This window comes from Thioclava sp. F36-6 (assembly GCF_002020305.1).
Classification (GTDB): domain Bacteria; phylum Pseudomonadota; class Alphaproteobacteria; order Rhodobacterales; family Rhodobacteraceae; genus Thioclava; species Thioclava sediminum.
In genome coordinates, this window is sequence record NZ_MPZX01000004.1 from 181,469 (window position 1) to 204,376 (window position 22,908).

The following is a 22,908-nucleotide window of genomic DNA, read 5'->3' on the forward strand; positions in this document are numbered from 1 at the left end:
CGAGGCTTACGCCTCGGCCTCCTCCTCGGTTTCCTCTTCGCCTTCGTCTTCCGCGTCGCTTTCCAGCTCGGACGGGTCGACCCAGCCCAGCTGAATACGCGCGGTCATGATCAGGTTCTGCGCCTCTTCGAGGCTCACGTCGAATTTCTCGAGCAGACCGTCATCCTTCACGCGCTGACCGTCGACCGTGGTCCAGCCACCGGCCAGTTCCCAGTCGGCGCAGGTCGCGAAATCTTCCAGCGTCTTGACGTCGTCTTTCGCGAGCGCCTCGATCATCTGCGGGGTCAGGCCTTCGAAGTCGAACAGCGACTGCTCGACACCCATTTCCTTCGCCGCTTCGAGCGCCTTGCGGTTCTGCTCTTCGATCACGTCGCGGGCACGGGCCTGCAGTTCGCCTGCGGTGTCCTCGTCCACGCCTTCGATCGACAGCAGCTCGTCCATGTCGACATAGGCCACTTCCTCGAGCGAGGTAAAGCCCTCGGCCACGAGCAGTTGCGCGAAGAACTCGTCGAGGTCCAGCGCGTCGACGAAGAGCTTGGTGCGCTCGGCGAATTCGGCCTGACGACGCGCCGATTCCTCGGCCTCGGTCAGGATGTCGATGTCGAGACCGGTCAGCTGCGAAGCCAGACGCACGTTCTGACCGCGACGGCCGATGGCGAGCGACAGTTGCTCGTCCGGGACCACGACTTCGATCTTCTGCGCTTCCTCGTCGATCACCACTTTCGACACTTCGGCCGGCTGCAGCGCGTTCACGAGGAAGGTCGCCTGATCTTCGTTCCACGGGATGATGTCGATCTTCTCGCCCTGAAGCTCGCCGACGACGGCCTGCACGCGCGAACCGCGCATACCGACACAGGCGCCGACCGGGTCGATCGAGTTGTCATAGGAGATGACGCCGATCTTCGCGCGCGAACCGGGATCGCGGGCCACGGCCTTGATCTCGATGATGCCGTCGTAGATTTCCGGCACTTCCATCTTGAACAGCTCGGCCATGAATTCCGGCGCGGTGCGGCTGAGGAAGATCTGCGGGCCGCGGGTCTCGCGGCGCACGTCTTTCACATAGGCGCGGATGCGGTCGTTCGGGCGATAGCTCTCGCGGCCGATCTTCTCGTTGCGGCGCAGGATCGCTTCGCCACGGCCCACATCGACGATGATGTTGCCGTATTCCTCGCGCTTGACGATGCCGTTGATGATCGTGCCGACGCGGTCCTTGAACTCTTCGTACTGGCGATCACGCTCGGCTTCGCGGACCTTCTGCAGGATGACCTGCTTGGCCGATTGCGCGGCGATGCGGCCCAGATCGACCGGCGGCACCTCGTCGACGATCTGATCGCCGACCGAGGGGTTGTCGAGATACTGCTTCGCCTGCTCGACGGTCAGCTCGGCCTGATAGTTCTCCAGCTCTTCGTCTTCGACGACGGTGCGGACGCGGGTGAAGGTCGCCTTGCCGGTCTTGCGATCGATCGAGACACGGATGTCCATCTCCGCGCCGTAACGCGACTTCGCCGCACGCGCGAGGCTCTCTTCCATCGCCTGGATCACCAGATCCGGGTCGATCATCTTTTCGCGCGCCACCGCCTCGGCGGTCTGCAGAAGCTCAAGCTGGTTGGCTGCCGTGATGGCCATCTCAGTTCTCCTCCTCGGGGGAATCGTCAATCTCGTCAAATTCAGCTTCGTCGACGCCTTCGGTCGCCTTCTTCTGGCGCAGCATCTCGTCGATCAGCTCATCGGTCAGCACCAGCTTCGCATCCGCGAGCCAGTCGAACTGGAGGCCGATCACGACGTCTTCGCCGTTCTCGTCCAGCTCGATCAGGATTTCCGAGCCTTCGGTGCCGCGCAGGATACCCTTGAAGCGCTTGCGTCCGTCGATCTGCTCGGAGGTCTCGATCTTCGCCTCGTAGCCTTCCCAGATGTCGAAATCCTTAAAGCGCGTCAGCGGCCGGTCGATCCCGGGCGACGACACTTCCAGCGTATATTTGTCCTCGATCGGGTCTTCCACATCGAGAGCCGCGGACACGGCGGTCGAGATCGCGGCGCAATCGTCCACGATGATCCCGCCATTGGGGCGGTCTGCCATGATCTGAAGCGTGGCCGTCTTGCCGCCCTGCAGCCGCAGCCGCACGAGCTCGAAGCCAAGCCCCTCGATCACGGGGGTCACGATCTCGGCCAGACGCCGGTCGATGGCGGTCTTGGCGATCAGGTCGGTCATGTCTCTCTTTCCGATCCTACAAAAACAAAAAACGGGCCGTTGCGGCCCGTCACACGTTTCCGGTGGGCGTCAGGTTTGGACCCCGGCGCGCCGCTGTTGAAGGCGATATAGTCCTGTATCGCAGATTCCGCAAGTGGAATCAGGTTTGGGCCCCCGCCCGCGGGTTGTCGCGCCAGACCCGGAAGTTCAGCGCACCCGCCAGAGTCAACCAAACGAGATAGGGAAAGACCAGCAATCCGGCCAACATATCGAGCTGCAGGAAGGCCAGCATCATCGCCGCAACGGCGACCCAGAGGCAGATCAGGACAAGCAGCCCGAGCCACAGCCGATGCGCCCCGAAGAAGACCGGCGTCCAGAGCGTGTTCAGCGCGATCTGCACCGCGAAGAGGGCGAGCGCGATCTGGCTGCCCGCCTCGGGGGCGATGCGCGCCGCAGCATAGGCGACCGAGACGTAGAGATAGGTCCAGGCAACCGGGAAGACCCAGTTGGGCGGCGTGAAGCCGGGCTTTTTCAAACCGACATACCATTCGCCGGGCTTGAAGATGATGCCCGTCGCAGCGGCGGCCGCGGAGGCCACAAGAAACAGCAGGAAATAGGTAAGCGTCATGGCGACCCCGATCGAAATCTTTCGCTAGATCAGGATCTAAGCTCATCCATCGCGCGGACAAGCCCGGCGGTGATCCCCGGCTCGGAAAGCGCATGCCCGGCCATCGGCACCAGCTGCAGCTTCGCCATCGCCCAGCCCTGCGCCAGCCTGTAGGCCGAGGTCGGCGGGCAGATCATGTCGAGCCGCCCCTGCACGATGGTCGTCGGGATATGCTCGATCTTGTGACGGTCGCGCAGGATCTGTTCGTCCTCTTCGAGGAAGGCCGCGTTCTGGAAATAGTGGTTCTCGAGCCGCGCGAAGGCACGCGCGTAATCGGGCGAGGCTTCGCCGGGCGGGCCGTCATAGCGCACCGAAGCCAGCGCGTTTTCCCACATCGCCCAGTGCCGCGCGTAGCGCGCCTCGGCCATGTAGTCGCCAGAGAACAGCCGCTTATGATAGGCCCCGATCAGATCGTGCTGCTCGTCTTCCGGAATCGGACGCCGGAAATTCGCCCAGAGGTCTGGATAGAAATTCCCCGCGCCGCCGCCATAGAACCACTCGAGCTCGGCCTGCGTCGCAAGAAAGACACCGCGAAGAATCAGGTTCGACGCCCGGTCGGGATGTGCCTGCGCGTAAAGCAGCGCCAGCGTCGCCCCCCAACTGCCGCCGAAGACCATCCAGCTGTCGATGCCGAGTGTTCGGCGGATCTGTTCCATATCCGCGATCAGATGCCACGTCGTGTTATCCGCGACGCTGGCATGCGGGCGCGACAGACCGCAGCCGCGCTGATCGAACAGGATGACCCGGTAATGCTGCGGATCGAAGAATCGCCGCATCGTGGGTGAACAGCCGCCCCCCGGCCCGCCATGACACACGACGACCGGCTGGCCCTCGGGATGACCCGATTGTTCGACGTAAAGAACATGGCCATCGCCCACGTCGATCCGGCGCTGATCGAAGGGTTCGATCGGCGGGTAAAGATGGGCGCCCGATGCGCGCTTTTGCCCTGCAGTTCTGTCCATGTCTGGACTATATAGAGCAAAAGGCGCGCCCGCCATGGGCTGCCCTAAAATCAATGCGAGGAGAGCAATGGCAGATCCGGCAAACAGCATCGACCCGTCCGAAGTCGCCAAATTCGAGGCGATGGCCGCCGAATGGTGGGACCCGAACGGCAAGTTCAAACCGCTGCATATGCTCAACCCCTGCCGGCTCGATTACATCACCACGCAGATCGCCACGCAGTTCGGCCGCGACCTGAAAGCGCCGCGCCCCTTTGAGGGGCTGCGCCTGCTGGATATCGGCTGCGGCGGCGGGCTTCTGTCCGAGCCGATGGCGCGACTTGGCGCCACGGTCGTGGGCGCGGATGCGGCGGAAGGGAACATCCCCGTGGCGCGGCTGCACGCCGAACAATCGGGGCTCGAAATCGATTACCGCCATTGCGCGGCGGAAGATCTGGCCACGAAGGGTGAGCAGTTCGATGTCGTCCTCGCGATGGAGATCATCGAACATGTCGCCGACCCGCAGGGCTTCGTGAACACGATCCAGAGCCTGATGAAACCGGGCGGGCTGATGATCTGCTCGACGCTGAACCGCAATCCGAAAAGCTACATGGTCGCGATCATCGGCGCCGAGCGGGTGATGCGCTGGCTGCCCGTTGGCACGCATGAATGGTCGAAATTCGTCACCCCCGACGAGCTTTATGAGTTGTCGCGCAACGCGGGGCTCGACCCGGTCGATCGCCGCGGCATGGTGTTCAATCCGCTCAGCTGGACCTGGTCGCTCTCGGAGCGCGATCTTTCGGTGAATTACGCCATCGCAGCGGTGAAGCGGTAAGGGGCGCTGCCCCTCTTCGCCTGCGCGAATTCACCCCGGGATATTTCCGCCAACACGAAGAGAGGCGATTTTCGCCTTGGGTCAAATATCCCGGGGGAGTCTCTGAAAGAGACGGGGGCAGCGCCCCCTCTTACTTTTTCTTCGGACGGAAGGCTTTGATCCGGGCGGGATCGGTCTCGATATAGCCCGCGCCGATCAGATCGAGGCAATAGGGCACGGCGGCGAAAACCGCATCGAGGCAGGTCGCGATGGCCGAGGGTTTGCCCGGCACCATGATGATCAGCGATTTGCCCGCGATCCCCGCCGATTGGCGCGACAGGATGGCGGTCGGCACTTCCAAAAGGCTCGCGCGGCGCATTTCTTCGCCGAAGCCCGCAAGTTCCTTCTCGATCACGTCGAAGCAGCCTTCGGGCGTCTCGTCGCGCGGCGCGGGGCCGGTGCCGCCGGTGATCAGGATCAGATCGGCTTCCGCATCGACCAGTTCGCGGAGTTTCGCGGCGACCGACTCGCGCCCATCGGGGATGATGTGACGCTCGATCTCCAGCGGCGAGGTGACCACGCCGCGGAGGTAGTCTTCGCAGCCCGGACCGCCCTTGTCCTCGTATTCGCCGCGCGACGCGCGGTCGGAGACGGTGACGATGGCAGCCTTGGGCTGCGAAAAGCTCATTTCTTCACTCGCGCGTTGCGGGTCGCGATCAGCTTCAGGCGCAGCGCGTTGAGCTGGATGAAGCCCGCCGCGTCTTTCTGATCGTAGGCGCCTGCGTCTTCCTCGAAGGTCACATGGGCCTCGGAATAGAGCGAGTAATCCGACCAGCGCGCCACGGTCCGGGCCGCGCCCTTGAAGAGCATCAGCTTCACCGTACCGGTGACATATTCCTGCGTCTTGTCGATCAGCGCCTGCAGCGCCTCGCGCTCAGGGCTAAACCAGAAGCCGTTATAGATCAGCTCGGCATAGCGCGGCATGATCGAATCCTTCAGGTGGCCCGCGCCGCTATCGAGCGTGATCTGCTCGATGCCACGGTGCGCTTCCAGCAGGATCGTGCCGCCGGGGGTCTCGTAGATGCCGCGCGACTTCATGCCCACGAAGCGGTTCTCGACGAAGTCGAGACGGCCGATGCCGTGCTTTTTGCCGTATTCGTTGAGCTTGGTGAGGATCGTCGCGGGGCTCATCGCCTCGCCGTTGATCGACACCGCGTCGCCCTTCTCGAAGCCGATCTCGATGAATTCCGGCTCGTTCGGGGCCTGCGTGATCGGATCGTCGGTGCGCTGGTAGACGTAATCGGGCGCCATGTCGGCCGGATCTTCCAGAACCTTGCCCTCCGACGAGGTGTGCAGCAGGTTCGCATCGACAGAGAACGGCGCTTCGCCACGCTTGTCCTTGGCGATCGGGATTTGGTTCGCCTCGGCAAATTCCAGAAGCTTGGTGCGCGAGGACAGGTCCCATTCCCGCCACGGCGCGATCACCTTGATCGACGGGTCGAGCGCATAGGCCGAGAGCTCGAAGCGGACCTGATCGTTGCCCTTGCCGGTCGCGCCATGCGCCACCGCATCGGCGCCATGCTTATGCGCGATCTCGACGAGGTGCTTCGAGATCAGCGGCCGCGCGATCGAGGTGCCCAGCAGATAGAGCCCTTCATAGACCGCATTGGCGCGGAACATCGGGAAGACGAAATCGCGGACGAATTCTTCACGCGCGTCGAGAATATGGATATTCTCCGGCTTGATGCCGAGCATCTCGGCCTTCTTGCGCGCCGGCTCGAGCTCCTCGCCTTGGCCGAGATCGGCGGTGTAGGTGATGACCTCGCAACCGTATTCGGTCTGCAGCCATTTCAGGATGATCGAGGTATCGAGGCCGCCCGAATAGGCAAGCACGACTTTCTTGGGCGCGGACATGCGGCATCTCCCGGTTTTCTTGTTCCGCGACGGAATAGAAGCTTTTTTTCCAATGAACAAGGGCCGCCCCGAAGGACGGCCCTTTCGAATGTGCTCTGCGCGAGATCAGCTCTCGGTGGACGGGTCCACGAGCGGATCGGTCGTGGTGTCCCCGCTCGAGGCGAGATCGCCATCGACCGTGGTCCCGTCGCCCGTCGTGCCGTCGCCGGTCGCCACATCGCCATCCGCAGGAGGCTCTTCCGTTGCCGTTTCCGGCGGCGGCAGGTCGAGCAGTTCGTGCAGATAGGCTTTGGCCTCGGGCGAAAGATCGCGCCCGTTGGATGCGGCGAGAAGGGAGTCCGCCTGCATCTGATCGGCTTCCGCGACCTGTTTCTCAAGCTCGGTGACCTGATCCTGAGCCGTCGCGAGATCCGTCTGATAGGTCTCCGCCGCCTGCTTTTCAGCTTCGAGCGTGTCGAGCTGGCTTTGGTAGTCCTCTGCCTCGGGATCGAGATTGTCGATGTCAGACTGTATCGCTTCGGGCGTGCGAACATCCTGCGCCTCGAGATCCGAGAGGGTCTGCTGCGCGGTCGCGAGATCTTCTTCTGCTTGCGCCGCCCCGACGACAGAGTCGCGATAGGTCGCGATCCGGCCCACCTGACTGTTCGGCGAGGCGTTGGCGAGCGCGGTCGCGCTTGCATGGGCCGCGTTCAGACCCTTCAGCTCGGAGGCCAGTGCGCCGTGATTGCGCAGCTCATCTTCGCTCAGGCTCGGCTTGCCGTTCGGGCGCGGCGACTCGTTGACCGCATATTTGGTTGGGGTGGTCGAGCGCGTCTTCGTCGCGGTGGTGCCGCGCGACGCCGTTTTCACACTGGAGCGGGTCGTATGCTGCGATTTCGCCTGCCGCTTACCCGAGAACAGATCGTCGAGGAATTTCGCGGGGCCGCCGCCATGCGCAGCAGCCTTGCCGGAATTTCCGGGGCTCGTTGCACGCCCGGCCGATGCGGATTTGCCCGCCGTGCCGGAATTGCCGCCTGCGTTGCTTTTGCCTCCGCCATTGCCGCCACTATTTCCGCCGCCGTTGCCGCCACCGTTTCCACCGCCATTACCGCCACCGTTGCCGTTCTTGGCAAAGGCGGCATCCGCGCCGGTGAAATGGCTGGTCGCCACCGGGGCGACGACGAAGCTCGCCGCGACAAGGGCGACAATCGAAGTTTTTCTCAGGCGCATGCGGCCCTCCTCTTTTGTTGCTCGCAACACAGTTTCAGCACGATTAGCGTCGAAAGTGGGCAAAAAAGCGGCAGCCTTTGCAAAATGCGCAAGGCTTCGCTCAAAGCGAAGGTGAACCAGCGGTGACTCGCTCTTTTCCACCTCGATCACACGGAGAATTCAACCAAGGCGCGCCGAACGTGCTTTGACTGCGGTGAGATCGAGCCCCAACGGTGAATTGTTAAATGACATTCTTTGGGGGCAAAGTGATGAATGTATTGGGGGTTTTCGGACACTCGTTCCGGCAGGTCTTTGGAAATTGGCGGCAGACCCTTCGGATCTCGGCGCTTCTTCTCTTGATCATGATTATCGGGCAGCAATGGCTTATCGAGAGCGTGATGCAGGCCGGAGCATCACAACACCAGAGTTTCGAAAAATCACTGTTCATGTTGGTTTTCAACACGTTCATCCTGCCGATCCCGATGATCATCGCGGCAGTGAACTGGCACAGGTTCATCCTGCTCGGCGAGCGCGTCGGCTGGCTGCCGCGGATTCATCTGCGCCGCGACGTGAGCTATTTCTGGCGTGGCATAGTGATCACGCTCTGTGCCATGGCGATCATGGTTCTGGGCGCCGCGATTGTTTTTCTTTTCGCCCTCGCGGCGCAGGAAATCATTCCGAACCAGACCGCTGAAGCCGTTCTACTTGCCGTGGTGGGGCTGGCATTCTTCATTGCCCTGTATGCCTTCATGCTCCGTCTCGGAGTATCCCTGCCCGGGGCCGCGATCGGCGGCGCCACGATCCGCGACAGTTGGCGCGCGACTCGCGGCCAGTGGCGTGGCTTCGCTTTGCTCACTCTGCTGGCATTTCTCGTGGTACTCCCTTTCGTTGCGGTGAACATGCTTTCGATACAAGCGCCACATGACCTCGCGGATGATATGGTCGTGGTCGCGCTCAAGCTGCTTTTCGCTGTGCCCACCGTGATGCTGCTGCTGTCGATCGTAACGACGCTCTACGGTCATTTTGTCGAGCAACGCGCCCTCGTCTGAGCTTGCCAAAGCGGGCGGCGCGCGTCACATCTGGCGGTATGAGTGAGTTCGCCCTTTCCGCCCAAGCCGCCACCCGCGCGCTGCGTGCGCTCTTCGAGCCGACGCCGCTGCAGCTCAATGCCCACCTGTCGAAACGCTTCGACGCCGAGGTCTGGCTCAAGCGCGAGGACCTGACGCCGGTGCGCTCCTACAAAATCCGCGGCGCCTTCACCGCGATGCGCAAACTGCGCGAGCGCGATCCGTCGGCGGCGCATTTCGTCTGCGCGAGCGCCGGGAACCACGCGCAGGGCGTGGCCTTCGCCTGTCGGCATTTCGGGGTGAAGGGGACGATCTTCATGCCGGTGACCACGCCGCAGCAGAAGATCGACAAGACCAAGACCTTTGGCGGCGACGCGGTCGAGATCGTTCTCACGGGCGATTATTTCGACGACACGCTGGCTTCGGCGCAGGAGTTTTGCCGTGAGGCCGGGGCGCATTTCCTAGCGCCTTTCGACGATCCGGATGTGATCGAGGGGCAGGCGTCGGTCGGGGTGGAGATCCTCGACCAGTTGGGCGGCACGCCGGATATGGTCATCCTTCCGGTCGGCGGCGGCGGCTTGGCTGCGGGCGTCACCGGCTATCTGCGCGCGACCGCCCCCGATACGGAATTTCGCTTCGTCGAGCCGTTGGGCGGCGCGAGCCTCACCGCTGCGGTCAAGGCGCATGAGCCCGTGACGATCTCGCAGGTGAACAGTTTCGTCGATGGCGCCGCGGTTGCCCGGATCGGCGCGCGCCCCTTCGCGGAGCTTGGGTGGGTCACGCCCGAACAAGTTCATCTCGCACCGGAGGATCGCATCTGCATCACGATGCTTGAGATGCTGAACGTCGAAGGCGTCGTGCTGGAACCCGCTGGCGCGATGTCCGTCGACATCCTGCCCGAGCTGGCCGAGACGATCCGCGGCAAGCGCGTGGTCTGCGTGACTTCAGGCGGTAATTTCGATTTCGAGCGGTTGCCGGAGGTGCGCGAACGCGCCCAGCGCTATTCGGGTCTGAAGAAGTATTTCATCCTCCGCCTGCCGCAGCGCCCCGGCGCCCTGAAGGACTTCCTGCAGATGCTTGGCCCTGACGACGATATCGCGCGCTTCGAGTATCTGAAGAAATCGGCGCGGAACTTCGGCTCGGTCCTGATCGGGATCGAAACGAAACGCGCCGAGAACTTCACAGAGCTCTTCGCGAAGCTCGACGCCGAGGGCTTCGTCTGGCGCGACATCACCGAAGACGAAACCTTGGCTGAGTTTCTTATCTGAGGCCTTCAATTCGATAGAGCGACCTCCAGACGGACGAAACAAACTGGTCCTTCGCCGCTTTTGGACTGTGGAGCCTTTTCTACATCCTCAACTCCTGCGCTCACGGCCCGCGATAGGCACGCCAGTTAACCAAAGTTTGGCCGCACCCGTGCCCAATGGGTGCGACTGCGTGCAATATGTGCTCGGCGCAGTTCAATCTGCTCAGCACCTCGCCCTAAGCCGCCGGAGTGAACTCCGATAGCCGCCCCAGGAATTGCGTTTTGGACAGGCTATAGGTTTCGCGGATCGCGCCCAGATCGACCTCCACGGCGCGTCCGGCGGCGGCCATTCGTTCTCCCTGCTGACAGGCGCCGCCGAAATCGCGGAACCCGAGATTCCAGGCGGACCCTTTCAAGAAGTGCAAATCTTCTTCGACCCGGTCGGGACGTCCGCCAAGCCCCATCACCACGGCCTCGACCTCGTCGAGAAAAAGGTCCACGACCTCGGCAAAGCCATCGGCGCCAATTTCCGAGCGCAACTCCTGCACCCGTTCCCAATCAATCATTACGCCCTCCAGGCCACTCGATCCGACTCCACCCGAGACTAACCGTAGCGCCGCACCCTTTCGATTTTCTTAACGTCTGATCCGGGCTGGTTTTCACCGAATCTTAGGGAGTTTGCGGTTTCGTGAGGGCAGAGGTTTCGGATGATGCAGATGGTGCAAAGACAAGAGGCCCCCGCAGATGCGGGCAGACGACCATTGGCGGGCGCTGCGCGGCACGTTCTTGTCGTGGACGACAGCCGCATGCAGCGCCGCATCCTCTCGGCGCAGTTGTCTCGCTCCGGCTATCAGGTGAGCGAAGCAGAAAGCGCAGAAGAGGCGATCGCGATCTGCGCCCAATGCGAGCCCGATATCGTAATCTCGGATTGGATGATGGCGGGGATGAGCGGCCCTGAATTCTGCCGCGTCTTTCGGGGCCTACCGCGGCGAAGCTACGGGTATTTCATCCTTCTGACCTCCAAGGCCGAGAAGACGGACGTTACGCGTGGATTGGAAAGCGGCGCCGATGATTTCCTGTCGAAACCGGTCAACGGAGCGGAGCTTCGGGCGCGACTGAGCGCGGGCGCCCGCATCCTGACCATGCAAGAGGAGTTGAGCGAAAAGAACCGCCTGCTGCGAGAGGCACAAGAGGTGATCGACCGCGACCTGCAAGAGGCCCGCAAACTGCAGCAAAGCCTCGTGCGGACACGACACGCGCGGTTCGAGGCGGCGGATGTCTCGCTGCTCTTGCGGCCCGCAGGCCATGTCGGCGGCGACCTCGTCGGGTTCTTTCCGATCAATGAACGCCGGGTGGGCATATACGGCATCGACGTGTCGGGGCATGGGATCACCTCGGCCCTGATGATGGCGCGGATCGCGGGCTATTTCTCCGGCACCACGCCCAGCCAGAACCTCGCGATTTACCGCAACGCAAAGGGCGAATTGCGCGGACGACGCCCGGCAGAGCTCGCGCAGCGCCTCAACGATCTCGTGCTAAGTGAAATGAGCACCGAGAGCTATTTCACCCTTATCTACGCCGATGTCGACCTGCGCACCGGCAAGGCGGAATTGGTTCAGGCGGGCCACCCCTACCCGGTTCTACAAAGACAGAACGGCACGGTCGAGTTTTTCGGCGAGGGCGGGCTGCCCATCGGCCTGATCGAGGGCGCCGAATACGAGACGCTTACGGTTCAACTGACCCCAGGCGATCGGCTGGTGCTTGTCTCGGACGGGATTACCGAAGCCAGCGACCGCAGCGGCGAGATGATCGATCAGACCCGGCTGGCCCGGATGCTTCGCAAGTTTTCCCAGATGCCGGGGCCCGGGCTTCTGGATGCGCTCTATTGGGCCACCGAGGAATTCGCGGAGGGCGAGATCGGGGACGATGTCTCGGCTGGCGTTTTGGAATTTCACGGCCCCGGCAACACCGAGCGACGTTCGGAGCTTGGGTCGGAAAGCAGTGACCATCCCTCCGAGCAGACTTGAGAGGAGAACGCACCAGCTCAGCTACATCTTAGGCGAACAAAACGCCTGCGCCTTCTCAGCGACGGACGAACCGTTGGAAAAACGCGCGCTCGCCTTCATTCGCGAGCAGTTCGAGCGCTTCTTCGGGATCGGCCCAATGCGCAGTGTGATGCGGCTCCGGCGGCAGACCGCGCTTCAGCACCGGGCGCGCGAGCCAGACGGAGCAGAGCTTTTCCGCCCAGAACTCGTATTCGGGCATATAGGTGAAACGCCGATAGGCTCCGAGACGGCGCAGCCCCGTAATCGCCCAGCCGGTCTCCTCGAAGACCTCGCGATGCAGCGCCTCGATCGGCCCCTCGCCCGGATCGATCCCGCCGCCGGGCAATTGAAACTCCGGTATGGGATGGGCCTGATGGGTCAGCAGCACCCGCCCGTCGCGGATCAGGATCGCATAGGCACCGGGGCGCAAACGATACTGCTGACCGGATTTCACCCGCTCTCCGAACCTCGCGATCATGTGCTCTCCCTTGGGTCTGCGGTTGCCGCGCCTATATTGGGGCTGTATGGCAGGCTCCGCGCTGCCCGAAAACCCCTCTGAGCCCCTCAGGAGCACCATGTCCAAGCTATCCCAAATCGCATGGGACGATACAGTTCTGCCGTTTCAGCTCGACCGCTCTGACATCCGCGGCCGGGTTGCCCGCCTCGACGGCGTGCTCGACACCGTCCTTTCGCAACATGATTACCCCCGCGCGGTCGAAATGCTGGTGGCCGAAGCCGCCCTTCTGACCGCGTTGATCGGCCAGACCGTCAAGCTGCGCTGGAAGCTGTCGCTGCAAATCCGCGGCAACGGCCCGATCCGCATCATCGCAACCGATTACTACGCCCCCGAGAAGGAGGGCGCGCCCGCCCGCATTCGCGCCTGGGCGAGCTTCGATGAAGAGAAGCTCGATCCCAAGGCCGACCCGTTCGAACAGATCGGGCAGGGTTACTTTGCGATCCTGATCGACCAGGGCAAAGGCACGACCCCCTATCAGGGCATCACGCCGCTGTCCGAGGGCTCGCTGCGCGCCTGCGCCGAGGCCTATTTCGCACAGTCCGAGCAGCTACCCACGCGGTTCTCGCTGTCCTTCGGGCGCTCGATCCTGCCGGGTCAGGGCGAAAGCTGGCGCGCAGGCGGCGTGATGCTGCAGCATATGCCCCCGGCCTCGCCCTTCGCCGCTCAGGAAGGGTCGGGCGATCAGGGGCTGCTGACCGCCGATGACATCCTCGAAGGCGAGGAAGGTGAGAACTGGGCGCGCGCCAATATCTTGCTCGACACGGTCGAGGATATGGAGCTGATCGGCCCGACTGTGCAGCCGACCGAGCTGCTGGTGCGCCTCTTCCACGAAGAGCGGCCGCGCGTCTTCGATCCGCAGCGGGTGGAGTTCGGCTGCACCTGTTCGGCCGATCGCGTGCGTCAGTCGCTCTCGATCTACTCGGCGCGCGATATCGCGCATATGACTACCGATGAGGGCACGGTCACCGCGGACTGCCAGTTCTGCGGCGCGCATTACATTTTCGATCCGCTGACACTCGGCTTCGAGGCGCAGAAGAACCCCGACGGATCGCTGCGCGAAGCGGGGGATGAGGGATCGAATGAGTGATCCTCTCGCCCCGGTTCTCGACGCCTTGGCGCGACCGGGGCGGCCCTCTTCGGATTACGATCTGAACCCGGAAGTGATCCTGCCCGAAGGCCGCAAGCTGCGGCCCGCGGGCGTTCTCGTCGCCTTCGATACGTTCGGGCCGGAGCCGCGCCTGCATCTGACGAAGCGCAGCTCGCATCTGCGCCATCACCCCGGCCAGATCGCCTTTCCCGGCGGCAAGGTCGATCCCGATGACGAAGGCCCGGTCGGCGCGGCGCTGCGCGAGGCGCAGGAAGAGATCGGCCTGCCCCATGCCCATGTCGAGGTGCTGGGCACGCTCGATCCGCATGAGACCGTGACGTCCTTTCTGGTGACGCCGGTGCTGGCGCGTATTCACACGCCGTTCGAGGTCATCCCCGAAGCAGGCGAGGTGGCCGAGGCGTTCACCGTGCCGCTCTCGCATATCACGCCCGGGAATTTCCGCGTCGAATCGCGCCGCTGGCGCGGCTCCCGGCGCAGCTATTTCGTGGCGCCTTACGGGCCCTATTACATCTGGGGCGCCACCGCGCGTATATTGCGCTCATTGGCGGACCGGATGGCGGAATGAGACTGACCGGAGACTGGATCGAGGCAGAGCCGACCCAACGCGTGCTGAAGATGCTCGAAGAGGGTGGGCATCAGGCGCTTCTGGTGGGCGGCTGCGTGCGCAACAGCGCCTTGGGCGCGCCGGTCAACGATATCGACATCGCCAGCGATGCACGTCCCGAACGGGTGATCGAACTTGCGAAGGCGGCCGGGCTGAAACCGGTGCCGACCGGGGTCGATCACGGCACGGTCACGGTCGTCGCGGAGGGTCATCCGCATGAGGTCACCACCTTTCGTCGCGATGTGGAGACGCATGGGCGGCATGCCACCGTCGCGTTTTCCGACGATATCGCCGAGGACGCGGCGCGGCGCGATTTCACGATGAACGCGCTCTATTCCCGCTCGGACGGCACGGTTCTCGACCCGCTCGGCACGGGGCTGGAGGATTTGGCGGCGCATCATGTGCGCTTCGTCGGCGAGGCGGAGGAACGTATCCGCGAGGACTACCTGCGTATCCTGCGCTTCTTCCGCTTTACCGCTTGGTATGGGCACGATCTCGACCCTGAAGGGCTGGCCGCCTGTGCCGAGAATATCGCCGGAATAGAGACGCTTTCGCGCGAACGCCTCGGCGGCGAGATGCGCAAATTGCTGGCCGCGCCCGATCCCGTGCACGCAGTGGCGGCGATGGCGCAATGCGGAGTTCTCACGGCGGTGCTGCCCGGCGCGGATGCGACCGCGCTCGGTCCGCTCGTCCATCTCGAAGATCGCCCCGCCGACCCGATCCGCAGGCTGGCGGCGATTGGCGGCGAAGACGTGGCCGAGCGGCTGCGCCTGTCGAAGAAGGACACACGGCAGCTTGAGGCCCTACGCGCCTCGCTGTCCAACGGTGATGACGCTGCGGTTCTCGGGTATCGTCTGGGTGCCGAAACCGGAGCCGATGCGCTACTTTTGCGCCATGCGCTGATGGGGCAGGAAATGCCGGAAGGCTGGCAAAACAGGGTCTATTTCGGCGCAAAACAGCAATTTCCGCTGCAAGCGCGAGACCTGATGCCCCGCTATGAAGGCAAGGCATTGGGAGATACGCTGAAGGCGCTCGAAGCGCGCTGGATCGCCTCCGGTTTCACGCTGACGCGCGAGGATCTGCTCGCCGCACTTTGAACCGCGCCGCAATCGACTATATCGGGAGGGGAAAGAGAGACTCATGTTCGACCCCTTCTCCCCCGCCGAAGGCGCCCCGCCGCGCCAGCTTGGCGCCTTCTTCCGCTGGTGCCTCAAGGGCAGCTGGGGCGCGATTGCCGTGGCCAGCTTCGGGACGACCATCGCCGGCGTGATGGAGGTCGTCTCCGCCTGGCTTCTGGGACAGGTGATCGACGCGGCGCTCAACAGCGAACGCGCCGCTGTGATCGGGGCCAATGTCGGCCTGCTGGTCCTGTTCGTCGCGTTCTTCCTGCTGATCCGCCCCCTGACCTTCGGCATCAGCTCCGCCACCAACAACCTGCTGATCAGCCCCAATGTGATGCCGCTGGTGCTGTCGCGGCTGCATCGCTGGACGATGGGCCAATCGGTCACCTTCTTCGACAACGACTTCGCCGGGCGCATCGCACAAAAGCAAATGCAGACCGCCCGCGCCGTCACCGACACGGTCACGGAGATCATCAATACCGGCCTCTTCGCGCTCGCCTCGATCGTCGGCTCTCTGATCGTTCTGGCCCAGATCGATCGTTGGGGCGCCGTGGGCCTCGTGTTCTGGACCTTCGGGCTTTACCTGATCATCCGCCTCTTCTTACCGCATATCCGCGGACGCTCGCGCGAGCGGGCTTCGGCGCGAGCGATGGTGACGGGGCAGGTCGTCGACACGGTCACCAATATCAAAACGGTGAAGCTGTTTGCCCATGCCGAGCACGAAGATCGCGCGGCGCTGGAGGCGATGCAGAAGTTCCGCCAGAAGACCTATTCCTTCGGCATGGTCCAAAGCCTCTATCGCGTGGTGCAGATGGCCTATGCCGGGATCGTTCCGGTGATGCTGGTCGGCGGCGCGATCTGGCTCTGGTCGCAGGGCGAGGCGACTGCGGGGGCCATCGCCACCTCGGGCGCCATCGCGATCCGGCTGTCTCAGATGTCGGGCTGGGTGAGCCAGGCGCTGATGTCCGTCTGGACCCATATCGGCGAGGCCGAGGACGGGATGCGGACGCTCGCGCATATGCACGACCTGACCGATGCGCCCGATGCCCGCACGCTGCGCCACGTGGAAGGTGAGATCCAGTTCGACAATGTCGATTTCGCCTATGGGCGCCGCAGCGGTGGCATCGCGGATATCAATCTGACCATCGCGGATGGCGAGCGGATCGGGATCGTCGGGGCCTCGGGCGCGGGGAAATCGACGCTCGTGGCGCTGCTGCTCAGGCTCTATGACCCCGAAAAAGGGTCTATTCTGATCGACGGGCAGAACATTCGCGAGGTCACGCAGGAAAGCCTGCGTCGCAACATCGCGATGGTCACGCAGGAGACCGCGATGTTCAATCGCTCGGCGCGGGAGAACATCCTCTACGGCAAGCCCGACGCCACCGAGGAAGAAATGATCGCCGCCGCGAAGCAGGCCGAGGCGGACCACTTTATCCGCGGCCTCGCCGATCACGAGGGTAATCGCGGTTATGACGCCAAGCTGGGCGAGCGTGGGGTGAAGCTGTCGGGTGGTCAGCGCCAGCGGATCGCCCTTGCCCGCGCCTTTCTGAAGAACGCGCCGATCCTTGTGCTGGACGAGGCGACGTCGGCGCTCGACTCGGAAGTCGAGGCGCAAATCCAAAGCGCCCTGCACCGGGTGATGGCAGGCAAGACCGTGCTGGCGATCGCCCACCGCCTCAGCACCATCGCCGAGATGGACCGGATCGTCGTGCTGGAGGAGGGCCGGATCGTCGAGCAGGGCAGCCATGACGAGTTGCTGGCGATGAACGGGCTCTACGCACGCTACTGGGCACGTCAGTCCGGCGGCTTCTTGACCTGCGACGACGCGGAGGATGCGGCGGAATAGGGTCTTTTCTGACCCGCGCCGCGCAGCTAGAGAAGGCGCATGACCTACGAAATCGAGCGACTGTCCCTGCATGCCGACGGCGTGACCCATGGCCCCGAGGGGACCGTGCATGTCGCCATGGCGCTTCCCGGTGAAGTGGTCGAGGGCGAGGTGATCGACGGCCGCATCGCGCAGCCGAAGATCGTGACGCCCTCGCCCGACCGCGTCAAAGCGCCCTGCCCGCATTACCGCTCCTGCGGGGCCTGTTCGATGCAGCACGCATCCGAGGCGTTCACCGCCGAATGGAAGATGGACGTGGTGCGTCAGGCACTGGCCGCGCGCAACCTGCCCGTGCCGGAGATGACCATCGCGACCTCGCCGCGCAATTCCCGCAGGCGGGCGACGCTTTCGGGACGGCGCACGAAGAAGGGCACCTTGGTCGGGTTTCACGCCCGCGCCTCGGACACGGTCGTCGAGATCCCGAACTGTCTGATCCTGCGGCCCGAACTGCTGGCCGCGATCCCGATGCTGCACGAGGCCACCGCGATCGCAGGCTCGCGCAAAGGCGAAATCGCCTTCACCCTGACCCTGTCGGAGGCCGGGCTGGAACTGGCCGCACAGGGCGGAAAAGACCCTGATACGGCCCAATTCGAGGCTTTGTCGGGTCTGGCGCGCAGCCACGATCTCGCCCGGCTCAGCTGGAACGGACAGGTCATCGCGGGCCGCCGCCCGGCGATCCAGCAATTCGGAAAAGCGAAAGTCGTGCCGCCACCGGGCGCTTTCCTGCAAGCGACCCATCACGGCGAAGCGGTGCTGACCGCCTTCGCGAAAGCGGCGATCGGCAATGCGAAAAAGGTGGCCGATCTCTTCGCAGGCTGCGGCACCTTCTCGCTGCCGCTGGCCGAACTGGCCGAGGTCCACGCGGTCGAAGGGGTCGCGGCGATGACCGAGGCGCTCGATCAGGGCTGGCGTCAGTCGCAGGGTCTGCACCGGGTCTCCACCGAGGCGCGCGACCTGTTCCGCCGTCCGCTTCTGCCCGACGAGCTGGCGAAGTTCGACGCGGTGGTGATCGACCCGCCGCGGGCTGGCGCGCAGGCCCAGATCGCCGAGATCGCGGCGTCGAAGCTCAAGCGGCTGGTCCATGTCTCCTGCAACCCGGTCACCTTCGCACGCGACGCCGAGACGCTGATCGCGGCGGGCTTCACGCTCGACAAGCTGCTGGTGGTGGATCAATTCCGGTTTTCCGCTCATGTGGAGCTTGCGGCCCTTTTCACCCGCTAGATGCGACGGCGAAAATCGGGTAGAAAGGCTGCAAAACAGCAGTCTCCGAATACAGGCCGAACATGAACCGTCGAACCCTCCTCTTGGGCGGATGCGCCCTTGCCACGCTGGCCGCCTGTGGCGATTCCAGCAAATTCAAATCCTATAACGGCCCCGCCGTGACCCAGATCCAGATCTTCAAGTCGCAGCGGATGATGTATCTGCTGCATGGCGACGAGGTGCTGGAGAAGTACAAGATCGGCCTGGGCGGCGATCCGGTCGGGCCAAAGCGGTTCGAGGGCGACGGCAAGACCCCGGAAGGGCTCTATTACATCAATCGGCGCAATCCGAACTCGGCCTATTACCTGTCGATCGGCATCAGCTATCCGAATCCGCAGCAGGTGGCCTTCGCGGAATCGCAGGGCAAAAAGGCGGGCGGCGACATCTTCATCCATGGCCGCGACGGGAAGAACAAAGGCAAGGGTCGCGACTGGACCGCGGGCTGCATCGCGGTGAAGGACAAGGAAATCCGCGACATCTACGCGATGGTCCGCGACGGCACGCCGATCTTCATCTTCCCCTGATCGCAGCGTCCCCCCGGAAATGACAAAGGGCCCCACGTGGGGCCCTTTTTGCTTGCGGCGGGTCTTCGGCTCAGTTGCCGGTGACCATCGTCCACCAGATCTTGCCGGACGGCTCCTGATACCAGGAGAAGCCCATCTGCGTCGCCGCCGGGTTCAGGATCACGTCGCGCGTATCGGCGACCTTCATCCAGGCCGAGAGGGTCTCCATCTCGGTCTCGTAGGTCTCGGAGATATTCTCGCCCAGCACCTGCCCCGGATAGCCGGCGCGCTGCGCCCGGCTCAGCGGCGAGGAGCCGTCGGAGCCCCAGTGCCACGGGCGGTTCTGCACGGCCATGTCCTTGGAATGCGCGAGCGCCGCCGTGGTCAGCGCGTCGTTCAGCACCAGCGGCGCGGCGCCGCGCGCCGAACGCAGGCTGTTCACCGATTCCAGCACGCGCTGCGGGATCACCGAGCGATCGCTCGCAGTGATGTTGTAGACTTTCGGCAGCGGCAGGCCATCGGGCCCGAGCTTGGGCTGCGTGTCGGTCGGCTGGCAAGCCGCCAGAGCCACAATCGCGGAGACCGCAAATACAGAAGCGCGCAACATCTTTGGTCCGTCCCTCGTTAAAACGTCAATCTGCATTACACGCTTGTCCCCAGCCGCGCAAACCCCTCTGTCGCTTTGCGGGCACATCCCCGCCAGTTTGATTTGCCGCCGCCGCGCGATCACATTATATTTATCGCAATTGACCCCGTCGCGAACCCGGAGCCTGAGATGTCCCATACGCGCAAGCCTTTCGATCGCCGCGCCTTCCTCGGCGCCGCCGCCTGCCTTGGTGCGGGGCTCGCGCTTCCCGCCCGCGCGCAGACACCCGATTACGGTCAGGAGCAGTTCGAAACGAACGCCTATACGAACCAGCGCCGCAATATTTCGAGCTTCCAGAACCGCGACTGGCAGCCCTATTTCTCGAACCTCCGCGGTGGGGCGATCCTTGTGGATACCCATTCGCGGGCGCTGCATTACTGGTCGGCGGATCAGTCGATCTACCGTCTCTATCCGACCTCGGTACCGGTCTCGGAAGAGCTGACGCGGCGGGGCCGGACCTCGGTGATCCGCAAGGTCGAAGGGCCGAGCTGGGCGCCGACCCCCTCGATGAAGAAGCGCAATCCGGAATGGCCCGATTACGTCCCGCCGGGCCCCGATAACCCGCTGGGCACCCATGCGCTCTATCTGTCGTGGCGCTATTACCGCATCCACGGCACGCATGACACGCGCAAGATCGGCCGCAAAAGCTCGAACGGCTGCATTGGTCTTTACAACGAACATATCCAGGAGCTGTTCGGCTTCGCGAAGATCGGCACGCAGGTGCTGCTGATCTGAGCCGCGCCGCCGATCGGACAAAGTAAAACCCCCGGGGACTGCGCAGCCCCGGGGGTTTTCAATTCATGGGACAGCGATCAGTGGTTACCACCTTTGCCGCCGCCATGGCCGGACCCGCCGCCCGAACCACCAGCGCCGCTGCCCGAACCCGTGCCGCCGCCCGATCCCGAACCGCCCGTCAAGCCGTCGAGCTTGCCATGGGCGCTTCGCACCATGACGCCGAGCATCTCGTCTTCGCCGGGCGTATCGATGGATTTCACGAGGTTGTCCTCGTGCTCTTGGTTGTAAATCACGTCATCCTCGGTCGCCCACGGATTTGCGTGCCCGGCCCAGGAAGCGCCAGCATAGAGAGCCGCCAAGGCGACCAGTCCCATAGTCTTGAGCATTCTCTTTCCTTTCTGCTCTGAGCGGCCCGGTCGTTGCCGGTCCGCAGGGTACGCCTTCACGGCGATCCCTTGCCCCCGCGTCAGAACTTATAAGAAAAGACACTCACGAATCTGTGAGGCAGGACGTCGCAGATCGCGACAGTTTTATCAGTCGATCCAACCGGCGAGGTTTTCTCCGACCACCTCCATCAGCGCCTTGATGTGCAGATCGTCGTCGTTGAGGCAGGGGACATAGGTGAATTTCTCACCACCCGCGTGCTCGAACGCCTCGCGGATTTCGCCGTTGATCTCTTCGAGCGTCTCGATGCAATCCGCGCTGAAGGCGGGCGAGATCACCGCGATGTTCTTCTTGCCCTGCTTCGCCAGCTCCGCGACATGCTCGACCGTGTAGGGCTTGAGCCATTCCTCGGTGCCGAAGACCGACTGGAAGGTCGTGTCGATCCCGTCCTTGTCCCAGCCGAGCCGTTCGCGCAGCAGGCGCGAGGTCTTCTGGCACTGGCAATGGTAGGGGTCGCCTTCCATCAGATAGCGCTTGGGCATCCCGTGATAGGAGGCGACCAGCACGTCGGGCTTCTCGTCGAGCGTGGCATAGACCCGCTCCACCGATTGCGCGAGCGCGTCGATATAGGAGGGCTTGTCGAAATATTCCGGCGCCACGCGCGCGGCGGGCTGGCGCTTTTGCTTCATCAGCGCGCGGAAGAACTGATCGTTCGCGGTGGCCGAGGTGGCGCCCGCGTATTGGGGGTAAAGCGGCAGGAACAGGATCTTCTCGCAGCCCTGTTCGACCATCCGGTCGACGACGGACTGGGTCGAGGGATTGCCGTAGCGCATGCAATAATCGACGACGACCTCCTGACCGTAGCGCGCCGAGACAGCCTCGCGCAGCTTTGCGACCTGCTGCTTGGTGATCGTCATCAGGGGGCTCTCGCCCGCCTCGTTGTTCCAGATCGTCTTGTAGTTCGCGCCCGAGGTGAAGGGCCGCTTCGACAGGATGATGAGTTGCAGCAGCGGCTGCCATTTCCATGCCGGGTAATCGATCACGCGCCGGTCCGAGAGGAACTCGTTCAGATAGCGACGCATCGACCAGTAATCGGTGTTGTCCGGGGTTCCAAGATTGGCGACGAGCAGGCCGATCTTCGCTTCCTTGACGGGCGGGTGATCGGCGGGGGCATGGGCAAGGCGCGTATTTGCGGCGTTGGTCATCGTGTCACTGTCCTGTCGTCATTTATCGCGGAACTTCCACCCGACTTAACGGGTTTCCCGATCTGTGCCAATGCGGCCTATTCAACCGGGACAGGATCACTTACGGTCTTCACATGGCAATGGATGACATGACCGGGAAAAAACCGGCCCCGCCCGCTCTCGACCCGTCGCGAGACGCGTTGTTCCTAGATTTCGACGGATGTCTGGTGGACATAGCGCCCCGCCCGGATGCGGTGATCGTGCCGCAAAATCTGCCGCGTTTGCTCGAACAACTCTCGGAGGCGCTCAACGGGGCGCTCGCGGTTGTCTCGGGGCGATCCCTGCACGAGCTGGAACGTTTCCTGGACGGCTTTGACGGTTTGATGGTCGGCTCGCACGGCTCGGAGGCGCGCGGCATGGAGCCGCCGATGGCCGAGACGCCCCGACATTTGAGCGCGCTGAAAGAGGATATGGCCGGGTTCGCGCAGGATCATGATCTCATCTTCGAGGATAAGAGCCACGGCGCCGCGGTCCATTTCCGCTCCAACCCCGACAAGCAAGGTCAGGTCGAAGCCTTCACCGAAGAGCTGACCGCGCGCTATGACGGCTTCACGATCCAACCTGCGAAAATGGCGGTCGAAATTCGTCCCGAGGGCTTCTCGAAGGATGGCGCTCTGGCGATCCTTTCAGACCTCGTGCAGTTCGGCGGGCGCAATCCGGTCTATGCCGGCGACGACACGACCGACGAGCCCGCGCTGGCCTGGGCCGAGGCGCATGGCGGCTTCGGCATCAAGGTCGGTGACGGAGAGAGCGTCGCGCGCTATCACCTTGACGAACCGATGGATGTGCGCGCCTGGCTCGCCTCTGCCGTGGCACGCTGAATGAGGAACGACG

At 63.5% G+C, this 22,908-nt stretch carries 24 protein-coding genes; 12 read left to right on the forward strand and 12 right to left on the reverse strand.

The features are described 5' to 3' along the window. Positions 1-6 precede the first annotated feature (6 nt). The 4 genes from nusA to pip form a co-directional block, all read right to left on the reverse strand. Entirely contained in the window at positions 7-1,626 is a 1,620-nt protein-coding gene (nusA, locus tag BMI88_RS18060; RefSeq protein WP_078522235.1) for a transcription termination factor NusA, read from the reverse strand. Position 1,627: 1 nt separating this feature from the next. Continuing rightward, entirely contained in the window at positions 1,628-2,209 is a 582-nt protein-coding gene (gene rimP / locus BMI88_RS18065) for a ribosome maturation factor RimP (RefSeq protein ID WP_078541597.1), read from the reverse strand. Positions 2,210-2,348: 139 nt separating this feature from the next. Next, positions 2,349-2,816, reverse strand: coding sequence for a TspO/MBR family protein (locus BMI88_RS18070; RefSeq protein WP_078550932.1), 468 nt, complete (start codon positions 2,814-2,816; stop codon positions 2,349-2,351). Positions 2,817-2,845: 29 nt separating this feature from the next. After that, on the reverse strand, positions 2,846-3,817 hold the full coding sequence (gene pip / locus BMI88_RS18075) for a prolyl aminopeptidase (RefSeq protein WP_078550933.1): 972 nt from the start codon (positions 3,815-3,817) through the stop codon (positions 2,846-2,848). A gap of 67 nt (positions 3,818-3,884) precedes the next feature. Here pip and ubiG point away from each other — a divergent pair, with 67 nt between their 5' ends. Next, the gene (gene ubiG, locus BMI88_RS18080) at positions 3,885-4,628 is read left to right on the forward strand and encodes a bifunctional 2-polyprenyl-6-hydroxyphenol methylase/3-demethylubiquinol 3-O-methyltransferase UbiG (protein WP_078550934.1); all 744 of its coding nucleotides are present in this window, start codon (positions 3,885-3,887) and stop codon (positions 4,626-4,628) included. 130 nt (positions 4,629-4,758) lie between these two features. Here the strand turns inward: ubiG and mog are convergent, their stop codons facing one another. The 3 genes from mog to BMI88_RS18095 all read right to left on the reverse strand — a co-directional run bounded on the left by mog (position 4,759) and on the right by BMI88_RS18095 (position 7,730). Further along, on the reverse strand, positions 4,759-5,295 hold the full coding sequence (mog, locus tag BMI88_RS18085; protein WP_078550935.1) for a molybdopterin adenylyltransferase: 537 nt from the start codon (positions 5,293-5,295) through the stop codon (positions 4,759-4,761). Beyond that, complete coding sequence (locus tag BMI88_RS18090) at positions 5,292-6,521, reverse strand: argininosuccinate synthase (protein WP_078550936.1); 1,230 nt, start codon at positions 6,519-6,521, stop codon at positions 5,292-5,294. Before BMI88_RS18090 ends, mog begins: the two co-directional genes overlap by 4 nt. Positions 6,522-6,626: 105 nt before the next feature. After that, entirely contained in the window at positions 6,627-7,730 is a 1,104-nt protein-coding gene (locus BMI88_RS18095) for a hypothetical protein (RefSeq protein WP_146673625.1), read from the reverse strand. Between the two features lie 224 nt (positions 7,731-7,954). On the opposite strand from BMI88_RS18095, the gene BMI88_RS18105 reads away from it, so the two are divergent. Together BMI88_RS18105 and ilvA are read left to right on the forward strand one after the other, a co-directional pair. Further along, on the forward strand, positions 7,955-8,758 hold the full coding sequence (locus BMI88_RS18105) for a hypothetical protein (protein WP_078550939.1): 804 nt from the start codon (positions 7,955-7,957) through the stop codon (positions 8,756-8,758). Between the two features lie 38 nt (positions 8,759-8,796). Next, complete coding sequence (gene ilvA / locus BMI88_RS18110) at positions 8,797-10,044, forward strand: threonine ammonia-lyase IlvA (protein ID WP_078550940.1); 1,248 nt, start codon at positions 8,797-8,799, stop codon at positions 10,042-10,044. 214 nt (positions 10,045-10,258) lie between these two features. Here ilvA and BMI88_RS18115 read toward each other — a convergent pair whose 3' ends face one another. Then, entirely contained in the window at positions 10,259-10,588 is a 330-nt protein-coding gene (locus BMI88_RS18115) for a histidine kinase (protein ID WP_078550941.1), read from the reverse strand. Positions 10,589-10,729: 141 nt separating this feature from the next. On the opposite strand from BMI88_RS18115, the gene BMI88_RS18120 reads away from it, so the two are divergent. After that, entirely contained in the window at positions 10,730-12,049 is a 1,320-nt protein-coding gene (locus BMI88_RS18120; RefSeq protein ID WP_348638899.1) for a SpoIIE family protein phosphatase, read from the forward strand. A gap of 55 nt (positions 12,050-12,104) precedes the next feature. On the opposite strand, the gene BMI88_RS18125 is transcribed toward BMI88_RS18120, so the two are convergent. Next, positions 12,105-12,545: an NUDIX hydrolase gene (locus tag BMI88_RS18125; protein ID WP_078550942.1), complete on the reverse strand. Its 441-nt coding sequence runs from the start codon at positions 12,543-12,545 to the stop codon at positions 12,105-12,107. Between the two features lie 97 nt (positions 12,546-12,642). On the opposite strand from BMI88_RS18125, the gene BMI88_RS18130 reads away from it, so the two are divergent. The 6 genes from BMI88_RS18130 to BMI88_RS18155 all read left to right on the forward strand — a co-directional run bounded on the left by BMI88_RS18130 (position 12,643) and on the right by BMI88_RS18155 (position 19,086). Then, entirely contained in the window at positions 12,643-13,671 is a 1,029-nt protein-coding gene (locus BMI88_RS18130) for an Hsp33 family molecular chaperone HslO (protein WP_078550943.1), read from the forward strand. Beyond that, positions 13,664-14,257 (forward strand): CoA pyrophosphatase, encoded by a 594-nt coding sequence (locus BMI88_RS18135; RefSeq protein ID WP_078550944.1) that lies wholly within the window; start codon positions 13,664-13,666, stop codon positions 14,255-14,257. The genes BMI88_RS18130 and BMI88_RS18135 overlap by 8 nt, the downstream gene beginning before the upstream one ends. After that, positions 14,254-15,393, forward strand: coding sequence for a CCA tRNA nucleotidyltransferase (locus BMI88_RS18140; protein ID WP_078550945.1), 1,140 nt, complete (start codon positions 14,254-14,256; stop codon positions 15,391-15,393). Before BMI88_RS18135 ends, BMI88_RS18140 begins: the two co-directional genes overlap by 4 nt. A 43-nt stretch (positions 15,394-15,436) precedes the next feature. Then, positions 15,437-17,263, forward strand: coding sequence for an ABC transporter ATP-binding protein (locus BMI88_RS18145; RefSeq protein ID WP_078522219.1), 1,827 nt, complete (start codon positions 15,437-15,439; stop codon positions 17,261-17,263). 39 nt (positions 17,264-17,302) lie between these two features. Continuing rightward, positions 17,303-18,523: a class I SAM-dependent RNA methyltransferase gene (locus BMI88_RS18150; protein WP_078550946.1), complete on the forward strand. Its 1,221-nt coding sequence runs from the start codon at positions 17,303-17,305 to the stop codon at positions 18,521-18,523. A 62-nt stretch (positions 18,524-18,585) separates the two neighbouring features. Continuing rightward, positions 18,586-19,086 (forward strand): L,D-transpeptidase family protein, encoded by a 501-nt coding sequence (locus BMI88_RS18155; protein WP_078522217.1) that lies wholly within the window; start codon positions 18,586-18,588, stop codon positions 19,084-19,086. 70 nt (positions 19,087-19,156) lie between these two features. On the opposite strand, the gene BMI88_RS18160 is transcribed toward BMI88_RS18155, so the two are convergent. After that, entirely contained in the window at positions 19,157-19,672 is a 516-nt protein-coding gene (locus BMI88_RS18160; protein ID WP_078522216.1) for a CAP domain-containing protein, read from the reverse strand. 168 nt (positions 19,673-19,840) lie between these two features. Between BMI88_RS18160 and BMI88_RS18165 the strand changes: the two genes are divergently transcribed. Further along, the gene (locus tag BMI88_RS18165; RefSeq protein ID WP_078550947.1) at positions 19,841-20,446 is read left to right on the forward strand and encodes a L,D-transpeptidase; all 606 of its coding nucleotides are present in this window, start codon (positions 19,841-19,843) and stop codon (positions 20,444-20,446) included. A 77-nt stretch (positions 20,447-20,523) separates the two neighbouring features. Here the strand turns inward: BMI88_RS18165 and BMI88_RS18170 are convergent, their stop codons facing one another. Further along, complete coding sequence (locus BMI88_RS18170; RefSeq protein ID WP_078550948.1) at positions 20,524-20,832, reverse strand: hypothetical protein; 309 nt, start codon at positions 20,830-20,832, stop codon at positions 20,524-20,526. A 147-nt stretch (positions 20,833-20,979) separates the two neighbouring features. Further along, positions 20,980-22,035 (reverse strand): ferrochelatase, encoded by a 1,056-nt coding sequence (hemH, locus tag BMI88_RS18175; RefSeq protein ID WP_078550949.1) that lies wholly within the window; start codon positions 22,033-22,035, stop codon positions 20,980-20,982. Between the two features lie 128 nt (positions 22,036-22,163). On the opposite strand from hemH, the gene otsB reads away from it, so the two are divergent. Further along, positions 22,164-22,895 (forward strand): trehalose-phosphatase, encoded by a 732-nt coding sequence (gene otsB, locus BMI88_RS18180; protein WP_281480477.1) that lies wholly within the window; start codon positions 22,164-22,166, stop codon positions 22,893-22,895. Positions 22,896-22,908 lie beyond the last annotated feature (13 nt).

Excerpts from the sequence above, each read along its gene's own strand:
- rimP (WP_078541597.1), bottom strand. The coding sequence starts at position 2,209 with ATGACCGACCTGATCGCCAAGACCGCCATCGACCGGCGTCTGGCCGAG.
- BMI88_RS18105 (WP_078550939.1), top strand. The coding sequence starts at position 7,955 with ATGACATTCTTTGGGGGCAAAGTGATGAATGTATTGGGGGTTTTCGGA.
- nusA (WP_078522235.1), bottom strand. The coding sequence starts at position 1,626 with ATGGCCATCACGGCAGCCAACCAGCTTGAGCTTCTGCAGACCGCCGAG.
- BMI88_RS18150 (WP_078550946.1), top strand. The coding sequence starts at position 17,303 with ATGACCTACGAAATCGAGCGACTGTCCCTGCATGCCGACGGCGTGACC.
- BMI88_RS18125 (WP_078550942.1), bottom strand. The coding sequence starts at position 12,545 with ATGATCGCGAGGTTCGGAGAGCGGGTGAAATCCGGTCAGCAGTATCGT.
- BMI88_RS18120 (WP_348638899.1), top strand. The coding sequence starts at position 10,730 with ATGATGCAGATGGTGCAAAGACAAGAGGCCCCCGCAGATGCGGGCAGA.
- BMI88_RS18130 (WP_078550943.1), top strand. The coding sequence starts at position 12,643 with ATGTCCAAGCTATCCCAAATCGCATGGGACGATACAGTTCTGCCGTTT.
- mog (WP_078550935.1), bottom strand. The coding sequence starts at position 5,295 with ATGAGCTTTTCGCAGCCCAAGGCTGCCATCGTCACCGTCTCCGACCGC.
- BMI88_RS18070 (WP_078550932.1), bottom strand. The coding sequence starts at position 2,816 with ATGACGCTTACCTATTTCCTGCTGTTTCTTGTGGCCTCCGCGGCCGCC.
- BMI88_RS18090 (WP_078550936.1), bottom strand. The coding sequence starts at position 6,521 with ATGTCCGCGCCCAAGAAAGTCGTGCTTGCCTATTCGGGCGGCCTCGAT.
- ubiG (WP_078550934.1), top strand. The coding sequence starts at position 3,885 with ATGGCAGATCCGGCAAACAGCATCGACCCGTCCGAAGTCGCCAAATTC.
- BMI88_RS18165 (WP_078550947.1), top strand. The coding sequence starts at position 19,841 with ATGTCCCATACGCGCAAGCCTTTCGATCGCCGCGCCTTCCTCGGCGCC.
- hemH (WP_078550949.1), bottom strand. The coding sequence starts at position 22,035 with ATGACCAACGCCGCAAATACGCGCCTTGCCCATGCCCCCGCCGATCAC.
- BMI88_RS18145 (WP_078522219.1), top strand. The coding sequence starts at position 15,437 with ATGTTCGACCCCTTCTCCCCCGCCGAAGGCGCCCCGCCGCGCCAGCTT.
- BMI88_RS18140 (WP_078550945.1), top strand. The coding sequence starts at position 14,254 with ATGAGACTGACCGGAGACTGGATCGAGGCAGAGCCGACCCAACGCGTG.
- BMI88_RS18135 (WP_078550944.1), top strand. The coding sequence starts at position 13,664 with ATGAGTGATCCTCTCGCCCCGGTTCTCGACGCCTTGGCGCGACCGGGG.
- BMI88_RS18170 (WP_078550948.1), bottom strand. The coding sequence starts at position 20,832 with ATGCTCAAGACTATGGGACTGGTCGCCTTGGCGGCTCTCTATGCTGGC.
- otsB (WP_281480477.1), top strand. The coding sequence starts at position 22,164 with ATGACCGGGAAAAAACCGGCCCCGCCCGCTCTCGACCCGTCGCGAGAC.
- BMI88_RS18115 (WP_078550941.1), bottom strand. The coding sequence starts at position 10,588 with ATGATTGATTGGGAACGGGTGCAGGAGTTGCGCTCGGAAATTGGCGCC.
- BMI88_RS18155 (WP_078522217.1), top strand. The coding sequence starts at position 18,586 with ATGAACCGTCGAACCCTCCTCTTGGGCGGATGCGCCCTTGCCACGCTG.
- pip (WP_078550933.1), bottom strand. The coding sequence starts at position 3,817 with ATGGACAGAACTGCAGGGCAAAAGCGCGCATCGGGCGCCCATCTTTAC.
- ilvA (WP_078550940.1), top strand. The coding sequence starts at position 8,797 with ATGAGTGAGTTCGCCCTTTCCGCCCAAGCCGCCACCCGCGCGCTGCGT.
- BMI88_RS18160 (WP_078522216.1), bottom strand. The coding sequence starts at position 19,672 with ATGTTGCGCGCTTCTGTATTTGCGGTCTCCGCGATTGTGGCTCTGGCG.
- BMI88_RS18095 (WP_146673625.1), bottom strand. The coding sequence starts at position 7,730 with ATGCGCCTGAGAAAAACTTCGATTGTCGCCCTTGTCGCGGCGAGCTTC.